The 21,913-nt window shown below is 55.5% G+C and carries 22 protein-coding genes; 15 read left to right on the top strand and 7 right to left on the bottom strand.

Going from position 1 to position 21,913, the window contains the following annotated elements:
- Positions 1 to 44: 44 nt before the first annotated feature.
- From trmB to ACTU44_RS01350, 13 genes are all read left to right on the top strand, one after another.
- Positions 45 to 764 carry a tRNA (guanine(46)-N(7))-methyltransferase TrmB gene (gene trmB / locus ACTU44_RS01410; protein WP_336079620.1) on the top strand — a complete coding sequence of 240 codons (720 nt, stop codon included), beginning with the start codon at positions 45 to 47 and terminating at the stop codon, positions 762 to 764.
- A gap of 550 nt (positions 765 to 1,314) precedes the next feature.
- A complete protein-coding gene (gene rimP / locus ACTU44_RS01405) occupies positions 1,315 to 1,815 on the top strand; it encodes a ribosome maturation factor RimP (RefSeq protein ID WP_114096844.1) in 501 nt (166 codons plus the stop codon).
- Positions 1,816 to 1,824: 9 nt separating this feature from the next.
- Positions 1,825 to 3,393 (top strand): transcription termination factor NusA, encoded by a 1,569-nt coding sequence (gene nusA, locus ACTU44_RS01400; protein ID WP_114096302.1) that lies wholly within the window; start codon positions 1,825 to 1,827, stop codon positions 3,391 to 3,393.
- An 18-nt stretch (positions 3,394 to 3,411) separates the two neighbouring features.
- Complete coding sequence (locus ACTU44_RS01395) at positions 3,412 to 4,002, top strand: RNA-binding protein (RefSeq protein WP_114096301.1); 591 nt, start codon at positions 3,412 to 3,414, stop codon at positions 4,000 to 4,002.
- Positions 4,003 to 4,082: 80 nt separating this feature from the next.
- Entirely contained in the window at positions 4,083 to 6,749 is a 2,667-nt protein-coding gene (infB, locus tag ACTU44_RS01390; protein WP_462096473.1) for a translation initiation factor IF-2, read from the top strand.
- Positions 6,750 to 6,766: 17 nt separating this feature from the next.
- Positions 6,767 to 7,186, top strand: a complete 420-nt coding sequence (gene rbfA, locus ACTU44_RS01385; RefSeq protein WP_114096300.1) for a 30S ribosome-binding factor RbfA — start codon at positions 6,767 to 6,769, stop codon at positions 7,184 to 7,186.
- Positions 7,186 to 8,112 carry a tRNA pseudouridine(55) synthase TruB gene (truB, locus tag ACTU44_RS01380; RefSeq protein WP_114096299.1) on the top strand — a complete coding sequence of 309 codons (927 nt, stop codon included), beginning with the start codon at positions 7,186 to 7,188 and terminating at the stop codon, positions 8,110 to 8,112. The genes rbfA and truB overlap by 1 nt, the downstream gene beginning before the upstream one ends.
- 17 nt (positions 8,113 to 8,129) lie before the next feature.
- Complete coding sequence (rpsO, locus tag ACTU44_RS01375) at positions 8,130 to 8,399, top strand: 30S ribosomal protein S15 (RefSeq protein ID WP_101246771.1); 270 nt, start codon at positions 8,130 to 8,132, stop codon at positions 8,397 to 8,399.
- Between the two features lie 209 nt (positions 8,400 to 8,608).
- On the top strand, positions 8,609 to 10,732 hold the full coding sequence (pnp, locus tag ACTU44_RS01370) for a polyribonucleotide nucleotidyltransferase (RefSeq protein ID WP_462096472.1): 2,124 nt from the start codon (positions 8,609 to 8,611) through the stop codon (positions 10,730 to 10,732).
- 99 nt (positions 10,733 to 10,831) lie between these two features.
- The gene (locus ACTU44_RS01365) at positions 10,832 to 12,226 is read left to right on the top strand and encodes an NAD(P)H-dependent flavin oxidoreductase (protein WP_114096842.1); all 1,395 of its coding nucleotides are present in this window, start codon (positions 10,832 to 10,834) and stop codon (positions 12,224 to 12,226) included.
- Between the two features lie 185 nt (positions 12,227 to 12,411).
- Positions 12,412 to 12,852, top strand: a complete 441-nt coding sequence (irrA, locus tag ACTU44_RS01360; protein WP_114096297.1) for an iron response transcriptional regulator IrrA — start codon at positions 12,412 to 12,414, stop codon at positions 12,850 to 12,852.
- A gap of 228 nt (positions 12,853 to 13,080) precedes the next feature.
- Positions 13,081 to 13,509, top strand: coding sequence for a rubrerythrin family protein (locus ACTU44_RS01355; protein WP_114096296.1), 429 nt, complete (start codon positions 13,081 to 13,083; stop codon positions 13,507 to 13,509).
- A gap of 104 nt (positions 13,510 to 13,613) precedes the next feature.
- A complete protein-coding gene (locus tag ACTU44_RS01350; RefSeq protein WP_114096841.1) occupies positions 13,614 to 13,898 on the top strand; it encodes a YciI family protein in 285 nt (94 codons plus the stop codon).
- Positions 13,899 to 13,952: 54 nt separating this feature from the next.
- Here ACTU44_RS01350 and eutC read toward each other — a convergent pair whose 3' ends face one another.
- From eutC to ACTU44_RS01325, 5 genes are all read right to left on the bottom strand, one after another.
- Positions 13,953 to 14,726 (bottom strand): ethanolamine ammonia-lyase subunit EutC, encoded by a 774-nt coding sequence (gene eutC, locus ACTU44_RS01345; protein ID WP_462096471.1) that lies wholly within the window; start codon positions 14,724 to 14,726, stop codon positions 13,953 to 13,955.
- Positions 14,726 to 16,117 carry an ethanolamine ammonia-lyase subunit EutB gene (locus tag ACTU44_RS01340; protein ID WP_462096470.1) on the bottom strand — a complete coding sequence of 464 codons (1,392 nt, stop codon included), beginning with the start codon at positions 16,115 to 16,117 and terminating at the stop codon, positions 14,726 to 14,728. Before ACTU44_RS01340 ends, eutC begins: the two co-directional genes overlap by 1 nt.
- 168 nt (positions 16,118 to 16,285) lie before the next feature.
- On the bottom strand, positions 16,286 to 17,110 hold the full coding sequence (locus ACTU44_RS01335) for an ABC transporter ATP-binding protein (RefSeq protein WP_462096469.1): 825 nt from the start codon (positions 17,108 to 17,110) through the stop codon (positions 16,286 to 16,288).
- Positions 17,104 to 18,165, bottom strand: coding sequence for a FecCD family ABC transporter permease (locus tag ACTU44_RS01330; protein ID WP_114096293.1), 1,062 nt, complete (start codon positions 18,163 to 18,165; stop codon positions 17,104 to 17,106). The genes ACTU44_RS01335 and ACTU44_RS01330 overlap by 7 nt, the downstream gene beginning before the upstream one ends.
- Positions 18,165 to 19,295: an ABC transporter substrate-binding protein gene (locus ACTU44_RS01325; RefSeq protein ID WP_114096292.1), complete on the bottom strand. Its 1,131-nt coding sequence runs from the start codon at positions 19,293 to 19,295 to the stop codon at positions 18,165 to 18,167. Before ACTU44_RS01325 ends, ACTU44_RS01330 begins: the two co-directional genes overlap by 1 nt.
- A gap of 178 nt (positions 19,296 to 19,473) precedes the next feature.
- On the opposite strand from ACTU44_RS01325, the gene ACTU44_RS01320 reads away from it, so the two are divergent.
- Positions 19,474 to 20,268 (top strand): class I SAM-dependent methyltransferase, encoded by a 795-nt coding sequence (locus ACTU44_RS01320; protein ID WP_336079607.1) that lies wholly within the window; start codon positions 19,474 to 19,476, stop codon positions 20,266 to 20,268.
- A 34-nt stretch (positions 20,269 to 20,302) separates the two neighbouring features.
- Here the strand turns inward: ACTU44_RS01320 and ACTU44_RS01315 are convergent, their stop codons facing one another.
- Both ACTU44_RS01315 and ACTU44_RS01310 read right to left on the bottom strand, forming a co-directional pair.
- Positions 20,303 to 20,764, bottom strand: coding sequence for an OsmC family protein (locus ACTU44_RS01315; protein WP_462096468.1), 462 nt, complete (start codon positions 20,762 to 20,764; stop codon positions 20,303 to 20,305).
- A 16-nt stretch (positions 20,765 to 20,780) separates the two neighbouring features.
- Complete coding sequence (locus tag ACTU44_RS01310) at positions 20,781 to 21,401, bottom strand: GntR family transcriptional regulator (RefSeq protein ID WP_462096467.1); 621 nt, start codon at positions 21,399 to 21,401, stop codon at positions 20,781 to 20,783.
- Between the two features lie 143 nt (positions 21,402 to 21,544).
- On the opposite strand from ACTU44_RS01310, the gene ACTU44_RS01305 reads away from it, so the two are divergent.
- Positions 21,545 to 21,886, top strand: a complete 342-nt coding sequence (locus tag ACTU44_RS01305; protein ID WP_147251912.1) for a hypothetical protein — start codon at positions 21,545 to 21,547, stop codon at positions 21,884 to 21,886.
- Positions 21,887 to 21,913: the final 27 nt, after the last annotated feature.

Genomic DNA, 21,913 nt, shown 5'->3' with positions numbered 1-21,913 from the left:
TGACCGAGTTTTGTCCCGACCCTGATTGATCAACTGATACGACCATGCGCAACAAAGAACGTCCGATTCCGACCCCTGATCGTCCGAACTTCTATGGCCGCCGTGGAAGCCGCCCGTTAAAGGATTCCCGCAAGGCGCTGGTCGATACCCTGTTGCCAAAGATCGGCATCCGTTATCCCGAACAGGACGGTGTTGATCCCAAAAGCTATTTTGACAGCACACCTGATCAGTTATGGCTTGAGATCGGCTTTGGCGGGGGCGAACATCTTGCCGGTCAGGCACAGGCCAATCCGGATGTCGGTATCATCGGGGCTGAACCGTTCATGGATGGTGTTGGCAGCCTGTTGCGCCACATTGACGAACGCAACCTGACCAATGTGCGCGTGGTTGCGGATGATTCGCGCCCGTTGCTCTATAAGCTTGTTGATGCCTGCTTTGACCGTGCGTTTCTTCTGTTTCCGGACCCCTGGCCCAAGAAACGCCATGCCGAACGACGCTTCATCGGCCCCAGGAACCTCGCCCTGCTTGCCCGCCTTCTCAAAGATGGTGCCGAGTTCCGGGTTGCCAGTGATGATATGCAGTATATCTCTTGGACCTTGCAGCATATGCACAACCACCCGGACTTTGAATGGCTGGCCGAAGGGCCCGATGACTGGCGCACGCCGCCCCATGACTGGGTCAAAACCCGTTATGAACAAAAGGCGCTGCGTCAGGGTAAGAAGTGTAACTATCTTCGCTTCCGCCGTAAGCCGCGCGCTGCCTGATTGTGCCAGCTTTTCCCGCGGATTGTGTTGAACCGGGGAGTCGGCGGTAATAGAGTCAGAAAGTCCCCTGTCTGTCACACGCAAGCCCTTCTCGGGGCAGCTGTGCGACCATGACATGGCTGGGTCACTGACGAAGTCCGGCCCTTTACTGTTTCATGAAGATTGGCTGTGATGGCCGGGTTTCGGGCGTGGCATGGCTCGATTTGAACGGTATCCTTCGGCCTGACTGCAATTCGTGCCGATAATCCAATAGTTTGCCCGATGTGATCAGGTTTACATCCTGAAGCGGTCCGGCACGAAAACCATCAGGATTTGTCCGGCTATGGATCGGTGATGTGCTTGGCTGGCTGTGTCGCGCTGAATCCTTGGGTTGAATGGCGTGGGGGCCCTGTATCCTCACTTGATTTCTGCGCAAACCGGCTGTATAAAGCGGCCAAGCTTTTTGTAAATTCTGACAAAGAGTGGGCCTCGCGCCCGCTCTTTTGTGCTTTTTGGGGTATGGCATCGCTATATGGCTGAGCTGATTGGACAACAGTTAAAAGATCCGTTGATGGCGAAAATCACGGCAATTATCGAGCCGTCGATTAATGCGCTCGGATTTGAACTGGTCCGTGTTTCCATGACGGGACAGGACCACAATATCCTGCAAATCATGGCAGATCGCCCGGACGCGAAAGGCAGCATCAATGTTGAAGATTGCGCCCAGATCAGCCGTACGGTTTCTGCTCTTATGGATGTCGAAGATCCGATTTCGGGTGCCTATCACCTTGAAGTCAGTTCTCCGGGGATCGACCGCCCGCTAACCCGTGCTCCGCATTTCGAAGTGTGGAAAGGGTTCGAGGCAAAGGTCGAACTGGTGATGGCCATCAATGGTCGTCGCCGTTTCAGCGGTCTGCTGGATGGAATTGAAGATAATGCGGTTGCCATGATTGTCGATGGTGAACGTGTCTTGTTGCCGTTGGCTGATATCGCAAAGGCGAAATTGGTTCTGACGGATGAATTGATCGCGCATGTCACCGGCGAACGCCGCGCTGACGACAACGCAGAATAGAGGTTGGATATGGAAGCAACTTCGGGAATGCCGCGGCCGGAACTTTTGCAGGTCGCTGATGCCGTTGCCCGTGAAAAGGGCATTGATCGTGACGAGGTTCTTGGTGCAATGGAGCAGGCCATCCAGAAGGCCGGCCGTTCCAGATATGGCCATGAACACGATATTCGTGCCCATATCGACCGCAAAACCGGCGAAATCAAACTCGCACGTTTCATCGAGGTAACCGATGATATCGAGAACGATTTTACCCAGATGTCACTCGAACAGGCGCGTATTCGCGACGAAAATATCAATCTGGGTGAATTCCTGATTGATCCGCTGCCGCCGATTGACTTTGGCCGTATCGCTGCCCAGACCGCAAAACAGGTTATCGTTCAGAAAGTTCGCGACGCAGAACGCGAACGTCAGTTCGAAGAATATAAAGACCGCACCGATGAGGTTATCAACGGTGTCGTCAAGCGTGTCGAGTTTGGCAACGTCCTTGTTGATATCGGTCGCGCCGAGGCAATCCTGCGCCGCGAAGAACTGATCCCGCGTGAAACCGTCCGTCAGGGCGATCGCGTACGTGCACTGATCCTTGATGTGCGCCGCGAACAGCGTGGTCCGCAGATTTTCCTGTCGCGTACCCATCCGACCTTCATGGCAAAACTGTTTGCCCAGGAAGTTCCGGAAATCTATGACGGCATCATCGAAATCAAATCGGTTGCCCGTGATCCGGGTTCGCGCGCCAAGATTTCGGTTCTGTCTTCTGACAGCTCGATCGATCCGGTCGGTGCCTGTGTCGGTATGCGCGGTTCGCGTGTTCAGGCCGTGGTTGCCGAGCTGCAGGGCGAAAAAATCGACATCATCCAGTGGTCGGAAGACCCGGCAACCTTCGTTGTGAACGCCTTGGCTCCGGCCGAAGTCACCAAGGTTGTTCTTGATGAAGAAACCAACCGTATCGAAGTCGTCGTTCCGGACGATCAGCTGAGCCTCGCAATTGGCCGTCGTGGTCAGAACGTGCGTCTGGCATCCCAGCTGACCGGTTGGGATATCGACATTCTGACCGAGGAAGACGAAAGCGAACGTCGTCAGGAAGAAGCGCGCAAGCGTGCGGAAATGTTCATCAAGGCACTTGATGTTGATGAAGTTATCGCCCATCTCCTGGTCGCCGAAGGCTTTACCTCGATCGAGGAAGTCGGTTACGTGCCGCTGGCCGAACTGGCAGAGATCGAAGGTTTCGAAGAAGAAATTGCCGAAGAGCTGCGCAACCGTGCACGGACCTTCCTTTCTGAAGAAGCCGAGCGTCTGCAGAAGCGTCGTGAAGAGCTCAAGGTTGCCGATGATCTGGTCGAATTCAATGGCCTGTCGCTGGCAGTTGTTGTTCGCCTTGGCGAAAACGACGTCAAAACCCTTGAAGACTTCGCTGATCTGGCCAGTGACGAGCTGATCGAATATATCGGCGATGCCGACAACATGACCATGGATCAGGCAAACGACCTGATCATGGAAGCCCGTCGCAAGCTTGGCTGGTTCGAAGGTCTTGAAGACGAGACTGACGAAACTTCCGAAGACGCGGTCGAAGGCGAAGAGGCTTAAGGCCGATCGGAGGACACCATGTCGCATCGTAAAGGCGGCAAGGTAGCCGAGGTTCCGGAACGCCGGTGCATTGTCACCGGCGAAGTCCGGGACAAGGAAGATCTTCTCAGGGTTGTGATCGGGCCGGATGGTTCGGTTGTTCCCGACCTTGAGGAACGGCTACCGGGACGGGGATTATGGTTGTGCCCGTCGCGGGATGTGGTAAATACCGCCTGTGCAAAAAACGCTTTTGCCCGGGCGGCACGGCAAAAAGTCGTGGTCGACGCCGCGCTTGCAGACCGGATCGAGCAGCTGCTGACGCAGAAATGCCTTGATCTGCTGTCGCTTGCGCGCCGCGCCGGTCAGGCTGTCGCCGGATTTGAAAAGGCCCGCGCCCAGATTGCTGAGGGAGCGGCTCTGATATTGGCAGCACGCGATGGTGCTGCGGACGGAAAATCCAAGATCGAGGCCAAGGCCCGGGATCTGCCGATTTATTCCGTTCTGGATGCTGCTGAAATCGGCGCGGCTTTTGGCCGTGAAAAAGCAGTACATGTGGCTGTTGCACCAGGTGGTCTGGCCAAACGGCTGGGTCGCTCGCTGAAGCGGCTAGAAGGATTTCGCGCAGTCTGACATCAGATATGCGCCGGACGGACAGGACAGGATCGGCATTGGAAGTCGATCCCGCAGGAAATGAGGAAGTTGGACGGATTATGAGTGATCGCGATCAGGAGAAGAAACCGCTGAGCCTCAACAGATCGAAGCTTGAATTGAGCAAGACGGTCGAGGCAGGGCAGGTTCGTCAAAACTTCTCGCATGGACGGTCCAAATCTGTGACCGTCGAAGTGCGTAAGAAGCGTACATTCGAAAAGAACGAATCCGGCCGCTTCCGTGAAGTGAAAAAGGATATCGTTGCAGAGCAGGCCCCGGCTGAAACCCCGGCACCGGAAGCCAAAAAGGAACCGGTAGAAGAGCCGAAATCGCGCCCGGTTGTCGAAGATCATGGCAACCTGACCGATAGCGAACGTGCTGCCCGTATGGCTGCTTTGAAGGCCGCTGAAGAGCGCCGCAAGCAGGAAGAAGCTGACGCCGAAATCCGTGCGCGCGAAGAAGCTGCCCGCAAGGCCGCAGAGGAAGAAGCCCGCAAGGCCGAGGAAGCAAAAGCTGCCGAAGCTGCGCCGGTCGAGGAAGATCAGTCAAAGGACAAGGTCGAAGTTTCTGTCGAAGACGTTGAAAAGCAGCTTGCTGCATCGACGGCAAAAGGCAAAACCTCCAAGCCGAAACCGACTGCGACTCCGAAAGCCAAGGAAGAAGAAGTGATCATGGGTGAGCCGGCAGAGCCGCTGGTTCCCGAGGAACGTCGTCGTTCTGCGCCTGCAACTGCGAAGCCGAAAAGCCGCAAGGAGCAGGACGAGGAAGATGCCCGCAAGGCAGCCCGCAAGCGCGCCGAAGAAGAAGCAAAAGGTGCTGCACGTGCCAAGACCGACGATGGTCGCCGCCGTGGCAAGCTGTCGATCGCCAATGCGATGACCGGTGATGAAGGTGGCCGTCGTCGTTCCATGGCATCGATCAAGCGCCAGCAGGCCAAAGCCAAGGCCCGTGCAATGGGCCCGCAGAAGCCGAAAGAGAAAATCGTACGTGACGTTATCATTCCGGACGTTATTACCGTTCAGGAGCTGGCCAACCGTATGGCTGAACGCGCTGCAGACGTGATCAAGACCCTGATGAGCATGGGCGTTATGGCGACCATCAACCAGAGCCTTGATCCCGATACCGCACAGCTTGTGGTCGAGGAATTCGGCCATAACGTCAAACGTGTTTCGGATGCCGACGTTGAAGAGGCACTGGTTGTTGCAGATGACAGCGAAGAGCAGCTGCTGGGTCGTCCGCCGGTCGTGACCGTTATGGGCCACGTTGACCATGGTAAAACCTCGTTGCTGGATGCCCTTCGGGCAACCGATGTTGCCGGTGGCGAAGCTGGCGGCATTACTCAGCATATCGGTGCCTATCAGGTCACCATGGCAACCGGTTCGAAGATCACCTTCATCGATACCCCGGGCCACGCAGCATTTACCGAAATGCGTTCGCGCGGTGCCAAGGTAACCGATATCGTGGTTCTGGTTGTTGCTGCTGATGACTCGGTTATGCCGCAGACCATCGAAGCGATCAGCCACGCAAAGGCTGCTGGCGTTCCGATGATTGTTGCGATCAACAAGGTCGACAAACCGGGTGCCAACCCGTCGAAAGTTAAAACCGAACTGCTTCAGCACGAAGTCGTGGTCGAGGAAATGGGCGGCGACGTCCAGGCTGTCGAGGTTTCGGCCAAGCAGCGCACCGGTCTGACCGAACTTGAAGAAGCCATTCTTCTGCAGGCCGAGGTTCTTGACCTCAAAGCCAACCCGAACCGCGTTGCGGATGGTGTGGTTGTTGAAGCCCGTATGGAAAAAGGTCGTGGTCCGGTTGCAACCGTTCTGGTTCAGCGCGGGACGCTGCGTACGGGTGACATCTTTGTCACCGGTGCCGAGTGGGGTCGTGTCCGTGCCCTGGTTGACGATCACGGTACCCGTGTTTCCGACGCCATTCCGGGTATGCCGGTCGAGGTTACCGGTCTGAACGGTGTTCCGTCTGCAGGTGATGACTTCGTGGTTGTTGAAAACGAAGCCAAGGCCCGTGAAGTTGCCGACTTCCGTCAGCGCCGCATCCGTGAAACCCAGGCTGCTGCGATGAAGAAATCCGCACTCGAGAACATGTTCTCGCAGAGCGGTGAGGTCAAAGAACTTCCGATCGTCATCAAGGGTGACGTGCAGGGTTCTGTCGAAGCCCTTATCGGGACGCTGCAGAAACTTGGTAACGAAGAAGTTTCGGTTCGCGTTCTGCATAGCGGCGTTGGTGGTATCAACGAATCTGACGTGACGCTGGCGCGTGCATCCAATGCACTGATCATCGGCTTTAACGTGCGTGCGAACCAGCAGGCCCGTGAACAGGCCCGTCGCGACAACGTTGATATTCGTTACTATTCGATCATCTATGATGTTGCTGATGACATCAAAAAGATGCTGTCGGGCATGCTGTCTCCGGAAGTTCGCGAGAAATTCCTGGGTTACGCACAAATCCGCGACATCTTCACCATTTCTGGCAACAAGATCGCCGGTTGTATGGTCACCGAGGGTATCGTCAAACGCGGTGCGGGTGTCCGCCTGCTGCGCGACGATGTCGTTATCCATTCTGGCGAATTGTCGACGCTCCGTCGCTTCAAGGACGAAGTCAAAGAAGTCCGTGAGGGCTATGAATGTGGCATGTCCTTCGCCAAGTATAACGATCTGCAGGTTGGCGATGTGATCGAGTGCTTCGAAAACGAGGAAATCGCCGTCGAACTGTAAGACGGTGAGGAACTGAAATGGCGAAGCAACCAGCCAAGGCACCAAGTCAGCGACAGCTCCGAGTGGCGGAAGAAATCCGCCAGGCGCTGTCGCAGGCGTTGGAGCGTGGAGATATTTACGATCCGGATCTGACACGTCGCCCGGTAACCATTACCGGCGTCAATCTTTCACCGGATATGCGCAATGCTATGGTATCCTTTACCCCGCTTGGCGGCGGTGAGGCCGAAACGTCGCTTAAGGCGTTGACGCGTCAGAAAGGACACCTGCGCAACCATGTGGCCCATACGGTCCACATGAAATTTGTGCCTGCATTGCGTTTTGTCGAAGACAAAAGTTTTGATGTCGCCGACCATATTGGCGCCCTGCTGCGCGACCCGCATGTCGCGCAGGATCTGGTGGATGACCGGTCTGGTGACCAGGAAGATGAGGACGACTGATGGCGCGTCGCCGTCGCGGTATAAGCATTAATGGCTGGCTGGCGGTCGACAAGCCCCTTGAGATCACCTCGTCAACGGTGGTCAACCAGGTGCGTCGTCTGCTTGATGCCAATAAGGCCGGACATGGCGGGACGCTTGACCCGCTGGCATCCGGCGTACTGCCAATTGCCTTTGGCGAAGCAACCAAAACGGTTGCCTATGTCATGGATGGCAGCAAAAGTTATCGTGTGACGCTGAAATTCGGCGAGGCACGCAGCACGGACGATGCCGAAGGCGAGGTTATTGAAACCTCTGACCATCGTCCGACTGAAGACGAAATCAAGGCCGTGCTGGGCGAGTTTATTGGCGAAATCCAGCAAGTGCCGCCAAAGTTTTCGGCGATCAAGGTCAATGGCAAACGTGCCTATGATCTTGCGCGCCGCGATGAAGATGTGGTGTTGAAGCCGCGTCCGATTCTGATCAAGGATCTTCGACTGGTCGAGATGCCGGATCGCGATCACGCTGTGTTCGATGTTGTGTCGGGCAAGGGTGCCTATATGCGATCTTTGGCGCGCGATATTGCGCTGCGCCTTGGTACTGTCGGCTATATCGCCGCGCTTCGCCGGACATCGGCGGGGCCGTTTTCGGAGGAAAACGCCATCCCGTTGCAGGAATTGCTCGAGATGGACCCCGAAGAGGTGATGAAGAAAATGCTTCCGGTTGAGACCGCGCTGGACGACATCCCGGCGCTGGCCTTGACCGAAGTCGAGGCGCAACGCCTTTCTTCCGGGCAGCCTGTCGGGCTGTTGCCGGTGGCAAAGCGCAATGCTCTCGAAAACCCCGTCGTGCAGGACGAAATCGTCTGTGCCATGCTCCATGACCGCGCAGTAGCGTTGGCGGAGATCAATGGTGGCGAAATCCGGCCTGTACGTGTTTTTAATCTCTAAAGGCGAAAGGATGCCTGATGTCGATTACTGCTGAACGCAAAGCTGAGCTGATCAAAGAATACGCTCAGAAAGACGGTGACACCGGTTCCCCCGAAGTCCAGGTTGCAATCCTGAGCGAGCGGATCAAGAACCTCACCGAGCACATGAAAGAACATAACCACGACTTCCATAGCCGTCGTGGTCTTCTCATGATGGTTGGTCAGCGTCGCCGCCTGCTGAAGTATCTGCAGCGCAAAGACCAGTCGCGTTACGAGAGCGTTATCGAACGCCTCGGTATTCGCCGCTGATTTCAAACTGCGGCGGAGGGAGACCTCCGCCGTCGTTTTTTATTGTTCCGGTGGATCGGGACACGAGAAGCAGGGTCGGATGGGCCGACCCGATTGCTTGCGCCGGACCCATTAATTATGAAGCTGTTATGAAAGCCTCATAATTAATGTGTTCGGAACTCGTGTAGTATTCCGGGTCCGCCAGAGGTTTGTAAGAGGAAGAGAAAATAATGTTTAATGTCGTCCGTAAGGAAATGCAGTGGGGCAATGCCAAACTGGTTCTCGAAACCGGTAAGATTGCTCGTCAGGCCGATGGTGCCGTCAAGGTAACCTATGGTGAAACCGTCGTTCTTTGTACCGCTGTTGGCGCCAAGCAGCCGCGCCCGGATGTCGACTTTTTCCCGCTGACCGTCAACTATCAGGAAAAAGCATTTGCCGCTGGCAAAATCCCGGGTGGTTTCTTCAAACGTGAAGGCCGTCCGTCGGAAAAAGAAACCCTTGTTTCGCGTCTGATCGACCGTCCGATCCGTCCGCTGTTCCACCCGCAATACCGTAACGACACCCAGATCGTTTGTACTGTCCTGTCGCATGACATGGAAAATGATCCGGACATCGTTTCGATGATTGGTACCTCGGCGGCCCTGACCATTTCCGGTCTGCCGTTCCTCGGTCCGATCGGTGCAGCACGCGTCGGTTACAAGGATGGTGAATACCTTCTGAACCCGTCGAGCGAAGCCATCAAGGAAGGCGATCTTGACCTTGTTGTTGCCGGTACCCGTGACGGCGTGATGATGGTTGAGTCCGAAGCATCCGAACTGTCCGAAGAAATCATGCTCGGCGCTGTCAAATTCGGTCACGAACAGTTCCAGGGCGTTCTCGACCTGATCATTGATCTGGCCGAAGAAGCAGCCAAAGAACCGCGTGACGTTGCAGAGCTTCCGGAAGGTTACGACGCACTGGTCGAAAAAATTGCCGGTCTTGGCACCGAAGGCCTGACCGCGGCTTATGCCAATGTTGTCAAACAGGAACGTTCGGCTGCTGTTTCGGCGGCCAAAGCTGCCATCGTCGAGAAACTTGGTGATGAAGTTCCTGATGAACTCAAAGGCAAGGTTTCCTCGATCATCAAGGATCTGGAAAAAGACATCGTTCGCGGTGCGATCCTGAAAACCGGCAAGCGTATCGATGGCCGTACCGGCGCAGACGTTCGCCCGATCCTTGGCGAAGTTTCGGTTCTGCCGCGCTCGCATGGTTCGTCGCTGTTCACCCGTGGTGAAACCCAGGCACTGGCTGTTGTTACCCTTGGTACCGGTCAGGACGAGCAGATCGTTGACGCGCTTGACGGTGAATACCGTGAAAGCTTCATGCTGCATTACAACTTCCCGCCCTACTCGGTTGGTGAAGCTGGTCGTATGGGTTCGCCGGGCCGTCGTGAAATCGGTCACGGTAAACTGGCATGGCGCGCCCTGCATCCGCTGATGCCGGGTAAGGACGCCTTCCCTTACACCACCCGTATCGTTTCCGAAGTTACCGAATCCAACGGTTCTTCTTCGATGGCAACCGTTTGCGCAAGCTCGCTTGCGATGATGGATGCCGGTGTTCCGCTGGCACGTCCGGTTGCAGGTATTGCAATGGGCCTGATCAAGGAAGAAGACGACTTCGCAGTTCTGTCCGACATCATGGGTGATGAAGATCACCTTGGCGACATGGACTTCAAGGTTGCCGGTACCGAAAACGGTATTACCTCGCTTCAGATGGATATCAAGATCACCTCGGTAACCCCGGAGATCATGCAGATCGCTCTGAAACAGGCACGTGACGGTCGTCTGCACATCCTTGGCGAAATGGCCAAGGCTCTGCCGGAAGCACGTGGTGAAGTATCGGGCAACGCGCCGACCATCACCCAGTTCTCGATCCCGAAAGACAAAATCCGTGACGTCATCGGTTCGGGCGGTAAGGTCATTCGCGAAATCTGCGAAGAAACCGGCGCCAAGGTCGATATTGAAGATGATGGTTCGATCACTGTCGCACATACCGACGGTGCAAAAGGCAAGCAGGCTGTGGATTGGATCAAATCCATCGTTGCGGAACCTGAATTGAATCATATCTATGATGGTAAGGTTGTTAAGGCCGTTGATTTCGGTGCGTTCGTTAATTTCTTCGGCGCACGCGACGGTCTTGTTCACATCTCCGAGCTGGCCCCAGAGCGTGTCAAACAGGTTTCGGACATCGTGAAAGAAGGCGACCAGGTTAAAGTCAAGGTCATCGGTTTCGATGACCGTGGCAAAATCAAACTGTCGATGAAACGCGTCGATCAGGAAACCGGTGCCGACCTCGAAGCAGGCGAAGCCGAATAAGCAAAACGGTATGCCGGACGACGACAATAACAATACGTCGTCCGGCACTCTGTGCGATGCAGAGGCATCGCAGGCAAATGCCGAATGGGAGAGACGAATTTGAAAGCCCTTAAACCGCTCGTCATGTCGGGTAAAGAAGTCTTGCCAGTTATTGAAGGTGGCAAAGGCATTGCTGTATCGACGGGTAAAAGTTCCGGCGCATGGGCTGCTGCCGGCGGTATCGGGACTTTTTCCGCTGTGAATGCCGACTCGTATGACGAGAACGGCAATCTGGTCCCGGTCGAATATGCAGGAAAAACCCGCGGTGATCGCCATCAGGAACTGATTGCGTATGGTATCCGCGGCGGTATTGCGCAGGCCCAGATCGCACATGAAATGCGCAACGGCGAAGGCCGTCTGCACATGAACGTGCTGTGGGAAATGGGGGGTGCTGAACCCATCCTTCATGGTGTTCTTGAAGGTGCCAAAGGCCTGATTCACGGGGTAACCTGTGGGGCTGGCATGCCTTACAAGATTTCCCAGATCGCCGCGCAATATGGTGTTCACTACTATCCGATCGTGTCATCGGCACGGGCGTTCCGTGCCTTGTGGCTGCGTGCCTATAAAAAGATTCCGGAATGGCTTGGTGGCGTGGTCTATGAAGATCCATGGCGCGCTGGTGGCCATAACGGTCTTTCGAATTCCGAAGACCCGCTGGTGCCCGAAGATCCGTTCCCGCGTGTTGCGGCCCTGCGTGAATTCATGAATTCCGTTGGCCTTAATGATGTTCCGATCATCATGGCCGGTGGTGTCTGGTTCCTGCGTGATTTCGAAGACTGGATCGACAATCCGGAAGTTGCCCCGGTGGCCTTCCAGTTCGGTACCCGTCCGCTTCTGACCCAGGAAAGCGAGATTTCGGCCGAATGGAAACAGCGCCTGACCGGTCTTCAGAACGGTGACGTGTCGCTGCATAAATTCAGCCCGACCGGTTTCTATAGCTCGGCTGTGCGCAACGACTTCCTTGAAGACCTGCATCAGCGTTCTGATCGTCAGGTACGGTATTCCCGTACGGCCGAAGCAGACCTGCATGTCGGTATTCCGCTGGGACGTCGTGGTCGCCCGATCTATGTCCGTGAAGACGATGCCGACAAGGTACGTGCATGGCTTGAAGCCGGCTATACCGAAGGCATGCCGACCCCGGACGAGACCATGGTGTTTGTCACGCCAGACAGCGCATTGACGATCAAGAAAGACCAGATCGATTGCATGGGTTGTCTGTCACAGTGCCAGTTCTCCAACTGGGAACAGCATGAAGGTACGACCGGCAAGCGTGCCGATCCGCGTTCCTTCTGCATCCAGAAGACGCTTCAGAACATTGCCCATGGTGCATCGGTCGAAAATGAACTGATGTTTGCAGGCCACAATGCCTACAAATTCGGTGAAGATCCGTTCTATGCCAATGGCAATATTCCGACCGTCAAGGAGCTGGTTGATCGCATCATGACCGGCGATTGATCAGTCAAATCGCATACTTATTCGAAAAGGGCCGGTTTTCCGGCCCTTTTTATTTGGGGCAGTCTGGTTTCTACATCTTATTGTAGTTGATCAAAATCAAAGAATCGTGCGCCCGGGTTCTCTAGTCTGATCATGGAACTTAACGGAACCGCAATGCCGGTTTTACCAATGATAGGGGCAAAGACATGAGAACCACTTCGCGTCCATATACCGACGCCTTGAACCGGCTCAAAGATGCCAATCTGCGACCAACCCGTCAGCGACTGGCGCTTGCGCGTCTGCTGTTTGAAAACGGACATCGGCATGTAACGGCCGAACAGCTTCATTCCGAAGCCATGAGCAATAGCATCAAGGTATCACTGGCAACGGTTTACAATACCCTGCATCAGTTCACCGATGCCGGTTTGCTCAACGAGATCGTGATTGATCCGGGCCGGTCCTATTTCGATACCAACACCTCACCGCATTACCATTTCTATTGCGAGGAAGACGGGCTTCTGTCCGACATTCCCGCAGACTCGGTACAGATCAACAGCATTCCGAGCATGCCAAACGGTACCGAACTGGCATCGGTTGATCTGGTCTTCCGTCTGCGCCGCAATTGCACGGAACAGGATGCGGCCTAAGCCGTCAGGCGTTTGAATTTGATCTGTGACCACATCGTCTGTTGTGGTGCGTAACAGACAGATGAAATCCGCGATTGACCCGGTGCAATTGCCCCTGTGACGGTTGACGATCCGGAATTTCAGGACACATAAGAAGGCGGCGGGATGAAATGTCCCGCCGCCTTATTTTTACGTCTTTCGCGTGGTTATGTGACAACCGATCGCGAACAATAACAAAGGACAGCGCACATGGCGCTCAAGGGTACACGGACCGAGAAAAACCTGCGTGCAGCCTTCGCCGCAGAAGCCCAGACCAACCGTCGCTATCTCTATTTTGCCCAACAGGCCGATATTGAAGGTCAGACCGAGGCAGCCGAACTTTTCAGAACCGCCGCCGAGGCCGAAACAGGTCATGCATTTGGCCATCTGGAATTTCTGGAATCCAGCGGTGATCCTCTGACCGGAAAGCCGCTTGGCACCACCCGGCTTAATCTGGAAGCAGCCCTTGCCCAGGAAAAGGACGAGGCAGAGACAAGCTATCCGGAAATGGCCCGCATCGCGCGCGAGGAAGGCCTTGAAGATGTCGCTGCATGGTTTGAAAGTGTTGCCCGCGGCGAAGCCGCCCATGCCGAGCGTATCGAACGCCTTTTGAACCGGCTTTCAGGCCATCAGGACTGATCACACAGCGATGGCCACATCGCCAAAATGTGATTTGCGGTTTGTTGCGAAACTACCGACTTTCCGAATGAACCCGATATCTGAACCGCTTGCAGGAAGATCTGATGTTTATCGTATCGCTCAGCTACAAGGTGCCACTCGAACAGGTTGATGCCCATATTGACGGGCATATTGCATGGCTGAAATCAGCCTATGCCAAGGGGATGTTTCTGGCATCCGGGCGCAAGGTGCCGCGCGATGGTGGTGTGATTCTGGCACGTGGCGACAGGGCAGCCCTTGAAGAAGAACTGACCCGCGATCCGTTTCATCAACATGATCTGGCCGATTACACCATCACTGAATTTGATCCGGTCATGGTTGCCGATGGGCTTGAGGCGCTTCGGGCCTGATGCCATTGGAAATGAAATAGAAAAGGGGGCATCGACCCCCTTTTTGGGGGCGAATCAGCCTTCAATCAGCGCCGGACTGGATGAGTTATCCTTCAAGGCGACGCCTGAAAGACCGAGTTTCCGGGACTCGCTCATCAGATAGGCAATCTTGTCGGCCGCCTTCTCCGGGGCCAGCCCGGCCGGGCGGATGTTAGAGACACAGTTGCGATCCGCATTGGATCGACCGGGTTTTGGGGCCCATGTCAGATAGGCCCCAAGGGAGTCTGCACTCGACAATCCGGGGCGCTCGCCAATCAGCATCACGGTCAGTCTGGCACCAAGGGCGGTTCCGATTTCATCGCCCAGTCCGACACGCGACTGGGTTGCCAGCGTGATCGGCGCAATAGACCAGCTATCACCCAACCGTTTAAGGATCAGCGACAGCGTATTGGCGCCGTGATCATGGGTCGCCCGTGCCGACAGGCCATCGGCCAGAATGAAGGCGACGTCATAGCGCGCCTTGTGCGTGGTCAGCGTTTCGCGTGAAGCATCGTCAAGCAAACGACCCAGATCGGGGCGTTGCAAATAGGTTGCCCGGTCCGGTGCCGCGGAATGGACATCAAGTATCGTCTGATCAAGGGATGCAAGCTGGGCGCGCACACCACTGGCATCAAATGCCATATGCACCGAATCACGGGCGCGTGCATGGGCCATCTGGAATTCAAGCAACCTTTCGGTCGGCAAACCATCCCCGACCCGGCCAAGACCGATACGGGCATCGGTATGGATACGCAATGCATTCCATGGATCAAGGCCGCTCGGGATTTTCTTGTCAGAAAGCTTGCTCATCACGCGGCCCCCGACCATGCCAGAAGGTTCTGGGCGGCTTGCCCGTCAAGCTGTGGACGGGTGCGGCCATTCTGATCAAGGATATCCATCTTGCGCAGCCATGCGGCAAATTCCGGGGCGGGTTCCAGCCCAAGTACCGACCGCAGATACATCGCATCATGGAAGCTCGTACTTTGATAATTAAGCATGATGTCATCCGCACCGGGCACCCCGATGACAAAGTTGCATCCGGCAACGCCCAGCAGGGTCAGGAGGTTATCCATATCGTCCTGATCGGCTTCGGCATGGTTGGTATAGCAGACATCACAGCCCATCGGCACGCCAAGCAGCTTGCCACAGAAATGGTCTTCAAGCCCGGCGCGGGTGATCTGTTTGCCATCAAACAGATATTCCGGCCCGATAAAGCCGACCACCGTATTGACCAGAAGCGGGGAATATTTGCGGGCAACCGCATAGGCACGGGTTTCAACCGTTTGCTGATCAAGTCCTTCGTGGGCATCGGCCGACAATGCTGCACCCTGCCCGGTTTCGAAATACATGACATTATTGCCAACCGTGCCACGTTTAAGACCCTTGGCGGCATCTTCGGCCTCGGCCAGCATGGCCTGCGTGATACCGAAACTTTCATTGGCCTTCTGGGTTCCGGCGATGGATTGAAACACCAGATCAACCGGGGCATTGCGCGCCATTACGTCAATCGCGGTCGTGACATGGGCCAGCACACAGGACTGGGTCGGGATATCGATCCGTTCGCGAACCTCGTCGATCAGTTTTAAAAGATCGATCATCGCTTCGGGGCTGTCAGTTGCGGGATTGATGCCAATCACCGCATCGCCGCTGCCATGCATCAAACCATCAAGGATGGATGCCGCGACCCCGGCCGGATCATCGGTCGGATGGTTGGGTTGCAGGCGCACGGCCAGATGGCCGGGCAGGCCGATGGTATTGCGAAAGGCAGTGACTACGTGACATTTCCTGGCCACGGCAATCAGGTCCTGATTGCGCATCAGTTTGGAGACCGCTGCGACCATTTCGGGCGTCAGGCCGGGGGCAAGGTTGCGAAGAACCTCGGGCGTGGCGTCATCGCCCAGCAACCAGTTGCGAAATTCCCCGACGGTCAGTGACGATACCGGCGCAAAGGCATCGGCGTCATGACTGTCAATGATCATGCGCGTGACATCGTCATCCTCATAAGGAACCAGTGCCTCATTCAGAAAGCGTTTAAGCGGCACATCAGCCAGCGCAAAGCGTGCCGCAACCCGTTCTTCGTCCGATCCTGCCGCAAGTCCTGCAAGCACGTCGCCGGACCGCAGCGGGCTTGCCTTAGCCAGCAGGGTCTTAAGATCGGGAAAGGTAAAATGTTCGAAACTGAATGGCGCGCCGGTCTGCAAGTTCTGCCTCCTGAAGCATCGATCACGTCACATGATATTTTTGTTTGTATTATCATATGGTTACCCGGCAGGATCGGAAACCCTGCCGGGCGGTGATCATCATGCTTCTATGGAAACAGAAAATTCCCCAAATGCAAAGTTTTTAATCAGAAAGAAAATCGCGCCCGCCTATTGGGCAGCGCGCGCAGATTCTGATTGGGGATTGCGCAGGATTGCGGTGTTGTGACGGCTGTCGGTCTCGTCACTTGGGCCGCGCAAGACGATATGGCGATGGCCCAGAGAGTTCAGTTCGACATGGCCATCTACCTGATAGACATCGCGTAACAGATCGCGATCAATCACATCGGCACAGGAGCCATAGGCGACCATTCTGCCATCGCGAATGGCCATGGCCTGATCGCAATATTGCAAGGCGTGGTTGAGGTCATGGATCGCGATCAGGACGATGATGTTCTGGCCCTTGGCAACATCGCGCATGAAAGACAGGACTTCCATCTGACGATGCAGGTCAAGGGCCGAGGTCGGCTCGTCCATCAGAAGGATTTTCGGATCGCGCACCAGTGTCTGGGCAATGGCAACCAGCTGGCGCTGCCCGCCACTCAGTTCGCCCAGATTGCGCCCGGCCAGATTGGCAATGCGCAAGGCGGCCAGAATGTCGTCAATCCGGCTGAGTTCTTCGGCACGCACGCGCAGGCTTGAACCCTGCTTGGCGGCCAGAATGATCGACTCGTAAACCGACAAGACCGCGGTTGATCCGGTATCCTGTGGCATATAGCAAATCGTGTTGCGATCCTTGGTAGCACTGCCAAGATCAACCGTGCCATCGCCCTTTGCCAGTCCGGCAATGCGTTTGAACAGGCTTGATTTGCCGGCCGCATTCGGCCCGATCACGGCCGTCACGGTACCGGGCTGAATGACCGGTGTTGTGATCCCTGAAACCACCTGCACCTTGCCATAGCGGGTACCGATATCATCAAGACGAAGCGTTACCATGATTTCCTCCGACTTGCGAAAATCAGCGAGAAGAAGAAGGGCACGCCAACAAGGGCAGTAATCACCCCGATCGGAAGAATTGCACCCGGTATCAGAAGTTTGGACAGAACCGATGTCGCCGAAAGGATCAAGGCTCCGCACAGCACCGATGCCGGCAGGAAGAAGCGTTGATCTTCACCAACCAGCATGCGGGCGATATGGGGGCCGACCAGCCCGATAAAGCCGATGGTGCCGACAAAGGATACCGGGATTGCTGCCAGCATGCTGACAATCAGCATGGTCCGTAAACGAAGCCCCTGCACATTGACGCCAAAACTTTCGGCCTTGGCGTCCCCAAGACGCAGGGCGGTCAATGCCCATGCCTGCCGCACAAACAGTGGCAATGCAATCACAACGGCACATGCGGTGACCGCAACCTTGGTCCAGGTGGCCTTGACCAGACTGCCCATGGTCCAGAACACCACAGCGGCCAGTGCCTGCTCGCTGGCAAGATATTGCAAAAGTGCCAGAAGCGCGTTGAAGGTAAAGACCAGCGCAATACCAAGCAAAACGATGGTTTCGACTGTCACCCCGCGCAGGCGGCTGAAGAAATGAATGATCAGTGCCGTTCCCATTGCCATGACAAAGGCATTGATCGGAATGATGAAATCAACAAAGGCTGGCAAAAGCGCAACACCGAGAACCAGCGCCAAAGCGGCACCAAACCCGGCGGCAGCAGAAATACCAAGCGTAAAGGGGCTGGCAAGCGGGTTGGCAAGGATGGTCTGCATCTGTGCGCCTGCGGTCGACAGGGCAGCACCGACCGTCAGGGCCATAAGCGCAATCGGCATGCGGATTTCCCAGATGACCACGCGCATCTGGTCGGTGGCCGACCAGGGATCAATCAGGGTGGCGATCACATCGCTTAGCGGATAGTTCGCAGGTCCGGTTGCCAGATCAATGGCAAATGACAATACCAGGGCCCCGCTCATTGCAAGCAGGATTAAAAAACGCTGCAAGGAGCGCGCTTTATAATGCGCGCTCCCGGCTTCGATACTGACGTGAGTGGTCGACATTAGTTTGTGACGCTATCGCTTGCAGAAATGAAGTAACCCGGCTGGTAGTCGAGCGGCAGGAACCGTGTATGCAGTTCCTTGAAGGTTGCTTCCGGGTCGATGTCGGTAAACAGGTCCGGATGGAACCATTTGGCCATCTGTTCGATGACAACAAACTGGTACGGGCTGTTATAGAACTGGTGCCAGACAGCATGGACCTGACCGTTTTGAACGGCCTTGATACCGGTAAATGCCGGACGTTCCATCAGGCCTATCAGCTTGCGGCGGGCTTCAACCATGTCTGCATCCGGACCAAGGCCAACCCAGGCACCACCGGGGACATAGGCTTCCCAGCTAGCACCGGTACCAACGAACTGATCGGGGTTGGATGCCACAACCTGCTCGGGGTTGATGGTGCCAAAGGTGCCCGGAATGATCGCCGCGGCAATGTTTACGCCACCGGCCATCTCGACCATCGTGCCAAAGTTTTCGTTGCCGAATGACATGCAGCATTCTTCGGAGTAACCGGCTGCACGTTCGATAAAGACTTGCGGCTTTGCCGGGTTTGCCTTGGCCAGACGATCAGTGATGCGTTTGATGCTGTCGGAACGGAACTTGATGAACTCGGCAGCGCGATCTTCCTTGCCGGTCAGCTGACCAAGGATTTTCATGCTGGTTTCGGTGTTTTTCATCGGCGCTTCGCGGAAGTCGATATAGACCAGCGGAATGCCAACGGCAGCAAGCTTGTCATCATAGCCGCCATCTTCGGTAGCACCCTTGGCTTCAAGGTTCATGATGACAACATCAGGCTTGAGCGAAATCGCCTGTTCGACGTCAAAGGTACCGTCCTTGATGCCACCAAAGGTGGGGATATCATCAATGCGCGGATATTTCGCAGCATAGATGTCATAGGTCTGCGGATCGGCTTTTTTAAGATCATCTCTCCAGCCGACGACACGTTCGAACGGATCTTCGCTATCAAGCGTTGCCAGACCATAAATCAGGCGACCTTCGCCCAGAATGACACGTTCAACCGGCAGATTGATGGAGACTTCCCGCCCGGTAACATCTGTTACCTTGATGGAATCAGCAGCCTGTGCTGTACCCGCGACCAGCATTGTCAGAGCTGCAAGTGCACCCGAAAATTTCATTCCCGTTCCCTTATTTTAGGATTGCCTGACGACGGATTTATCAGTTATTGAGAATGCAAATCAATATGTTTCGCAATGAAAATGCAATTCATTATCTTTTTTAGGGGGAAATACCCCGTCGAAAACAGGTAAGGAGCGCCGTTTTCTGCCGCGTAACGACAGAGAGAGCATCAAGATCATGAATCAGGCCAGCAACTACAACTTGCGGGAAGAGATCAGGGAATACTGGTCGATGCGCGCCGCCACGTTCGACGAACAGCCCGGGCACGAGATTTTTTCCGAGACAGAACGCAATGCCTGGCATGCCCTGCTTGAACGACATTTCGGCAAGGGCGAAGGTCGTCAGGCCCTTGATCTGGCCAGCGGGACCGGTGTGATCAGTCATCTGATGCATGATCTTGGCTTTGCGGTCACCGGCATGGACTGGTCAGAGGCGATGCTTGAAAAGGCACGTGCGAAATCAAAGCTGCGCGGATCAGATATCCGGTTCCTGCTCGGCGATGCCGAACACACCCTTGAAGATGATGACAGCTATGATGTGATCATTACCCGTCATCTGGTCTGGACGCTGGTTGATCCGGCGGCGGCCTTTGCCGAATGGTTCCGGGTTCTCAAACCGGGCGGAAAGCTTTTGGTGGTGGATGGCGATTTTGTCTCGCCGACCTGGGCAACCAAATTCAACAAGGTGATGGCGGGCTTCCTGGAATCCATCGGGTTGCGCAAACCCGTCGAAGCGGTTGCCCATATGCAGACCCACCGCGATATCCTGGCGCGTGTCCATTTTTCCGAAGGCGCCCGTGCCGATGAAGTTTCATCAATGCTGGCACAGGCCGGATTTGATCCGATCCGGATTGATTTCGACCTTCGACAAATTCACAGCGCCCAGAAGAAACATATCAGCTTTGCCAAGGGGTTGGAGCGCGGTGCCCAGCATCGTTATGCCATCTGCGCGCAAAAGCCGCTTGCCAACTGAGCGGCTTTTGCCCGGTTGCGATTTATGGTGCGGTTTATCGCACCGGCTCGGTCACGACTTCGGTCCTGACCGAGTTGGCAAGAAAGCAGGCATCATGGGCACGGTGATGAAGATCGTTCTCAAGGGCGATGTCGGGTGTCTGCCCGCCATAGGTGACTTCGGGGCGAAGTGTGACTTTGGTGATCATGGTCTTGCCATCGACCGTTTCCATCACCCCCATGGCCGCATCAGCATAATGATCAATCACCAGCCCGGCATCGGATGCGAAATGCAGGAAGAACAGCATGTGGCAGCTTGAAAGGCTGGCGACAAAGGCTTCTTCCGGGTCGACATTTTCAGCAAGCGAATAGGGCAGCGGCACAACATGCGGTGACGATGATGCCGGAACTTCGACTCCGCCATCAAACTGCCAGACATGGCCACGGCAATAGCGCCGGTCGGTAAATTTTTCGGATTTCTGGCGGTGCCAGACAACCTTCGCGCCAAAGCTGCTCATGCGGGGCTCCTGCTTGTCAGGGTTGATCAATCGGGATCAGGGTTGCTGCGGTTATCCCGATATGGGTGGCAAGGATGTCGCAAGCGGTGGTGACGTCATGTGCCGCCAACGCATCAAGAATCCGGTTATGTTCGTCATAAAATGCACTGCGCGGGCGTGACCCTGCCGGTTGCAGCGCATAGGCGCGTTTTGCCTCGCCGCGCATGTCAGCAATCATTGCAAGCAGCCGTTCATTGCCGCAGGCCCCATACAGCGTGCGGTGAAAATCCCGATCGAGTTCGGCAAGGATTTCCGGGTCTTCTTCTTCAAACAGGTCTTCATTCAGGCGCCGCGCCTTGCGAAGCGCACTGGCCGAAAGGTTCGGGGCAGAAAGCGTCAGTGCGGTGGTCTCAAGGGCGATGCGAATCTGGCAGAGCTCGCGAACGTCTTCTGTGCGAAGTCCCGTGACGGCAAGGCTTCTGTCCGGGCGTTTTTCAAGCAGGCCCGATGTGCGTAACCGTTCAAGGGCATGGCGCACGGGCTGGCGGCTAACGCCAAAACGTGATGCCAGTTCTTCCTGTTTAAGCACTGTTCCCGGTGTCAGCAGGCCCGATTGAATTTCGCGTTCAAGTGTTTGGGTGATAATGTTTGTATCCATGGATCCAAACTATGAGAATGCCAAAACAACGTCAAGCTTGTTGCAAGGCAATTTGGGTATTAATCTATAGGTTGAATTTGGCCGGGTTTCGGGTCTTTTTTGGTATGTATGGCCGGGATGTGGCCCGAAAATGGGGGGTAATAATGCGCCCAAAACCAATCAGTTTTCAGGCAGTCACCCGTCAGGATCGACACCATGTGATGGATATTGTCGAGCAGGCGATCAGCAAGGCGCATGGCTGGATTGAAGACAGTCAGCTTTATTCCAACAAGATGGCAACCATCCGCTTTGTAATGGATGGTCGGCAATGCGATGCCTTTTGCGACTTCCTTCGTTCCAGCGACATAGAGGTCGATTGTGTCGGTGGTGCGCAATCCATGAAGGCAGATCCCGTGTTTCTGGCCGAGATCCCGGCGACGATCCAGTTGACCTTTATCCACGATCAACCCGATCTGCGTCAGGTGATCCCGGCGGTTCCCGGTTAGGGGCGTTAGCCGTACCCGAAGTAACAG

It is taken from the genome of Thalassospira sp. SM2505, assembly GCF_054901115.1.
The sequence above is the reverse complement of the archived record's forward strand: the minus strand, read 5'-3'. Positions and strand labels throughout refer to the sequence as shown.

What these genes read in the sequence shown, in the direction of transcription:
- rpsO (WP_101246771.1), top strand. Translation starts at nt 8,130, where the DNA reads ATGTCGATTACTGCTGAACGCAAAGCTGAGCTGATCAAAGAATACGCT.
- irrA (WP_114096297.1), top strand. Translation starts at nt 12,412, where the DNA reads ATGAGAACCACTTCGCGTCCATATACCGACGCCTTGAACCGGCTCAAA.
- eutC (WP_462096471.1), bottom strand. Translation starts at nt 14,726, where the DNA reads ATGAGCAAGCTTTCTGACAAGAAAATCCCGAGCGGCCTTGATCCATGG.
- ACTU44_RS01310 (WP_462096467.1), bottom strand. Translation starts at nt 21,401, where the DNA reads ATGGATACAAACATTATCACCCAAACACTTGAACGCGAAATTCAATCG.
- ACTU44_RS01330 (WP_114096293.1), bottom strand. Translation starts at nt 18,165, where the DNA reads ATGTCGACCACTCACGTCAGTATCGAAGCCGGGAGCGCGCATTATAAA.
- rbfA (WP_114096300.1), top strand. Translation starts at nt 6,767, where the DNA reads ATGGCGAAGCAACCAGCCAAGGCACCAAGTCAGCGACAGCTCCGAGTG.
- ACTU44_RS01355 (WP_114096296.1), top strand. Translation starts at nt 13,081, where the DNA reads ATGGCGCTCAAGGGTACACGGACCGAGAAAAACCTGCGTGCAGCCTTC.
- nusA (WP_114096302.1), top strand. Translation starts at nt 1,825, where the DNA reads ATGGAAGCAACTTCGGGAATGCCGCGGCCGGAACTTTTGCAGGTCGCT.
- trmB (WP_336079620.1), top strand. Translation starts at nt 45, where the DNA reads ATGCGCAACAAAGAACGTCCGATTCCGACCCCTGATCGTCCGAACTTC.
- ACTU44_RS01335 (WP_462096469.1), bottom strand. Translation starts at nt 17,110, where the DNA reads ATGGTAACGCTTCGTCTTGATGATATCGGTACCCGCTATGGCAAGGTG.
- ACTU44_RS01395 (WP_114096301.1), top strand. Translation starts at nt 3,412, where the DNA reads ATGTCGCATCGTAAAGGCGGCAAGGTAGCCGAGGTTCCGGAACGCCGG.
- pnp (WP_462096472.1), top strand. Translation starts at nt 8,609, where the DNA reads ATGTTTAATGTCGTCCGTAAGGAAATGCAGTGGGGCAATGCCAAACTG.
- ACTU44_RS01305 (WP_147251912.1), top strand. Translation starts at nt 21,545, where the DNA reads ATGCGCCCAAAACCAATCAGTTTTCAGGCAGTCACCCGTCAGGATCGA.
- ACTU44_RS01350 (WP_114096841.1), top strand. Translation starts at nt 13,614, where the DNA reads ATGTTTATCGTATCGCTCAGCTACAAGGTGCCACTCGAACAGGTTGAT.
- ACTU44_RS01320 (WP_336079607.1), top strand. Translation starts at nt 19,474, where the DNA reads ATGAATCAGGCCAGCAACTACAACTTGCGGGAAGAGATCAGGGAATAC.
- rimP (WP_114096844.1), top strand. Translation starts at nt 1,315, where the DNA reads ATGGCGAAAATCACGGCAATTATCGAGCCGTCGATTAATGCGCTCGGA.
- truB (WP_114096299.1), top strand. Translation starts at nt 7,186, where the DNA reads ATGGCGCGTCGCCGTCGCGGTATAAGCATTAATGGCTGGCTGGCGGTC.
- ACTU44_RS01315 (WP_462096468.1), bottom strand. Translation starts at nt 20,764, where the DNA reads ATGAGCAGCTTTGGCGCGAAGGTTGTCTGGCACCGCCAGAAATCCGAA.
- infB (WP_462096473.1), top strand. Translation starts at nt 4,083, where the DNA reads ATGAGTGATCGCGATCAGGAGAAGAAACCGCTGAGCCTCAACAGATCG.
- ACTU44_RS01325 (WP_114096292.1), bottom strand. Translation starts at nt 19,295, where the DNA reads ATGAAATTTTCGGGTGCACTTGCAGCTCTGACAATGCTGGTCGCGGGT.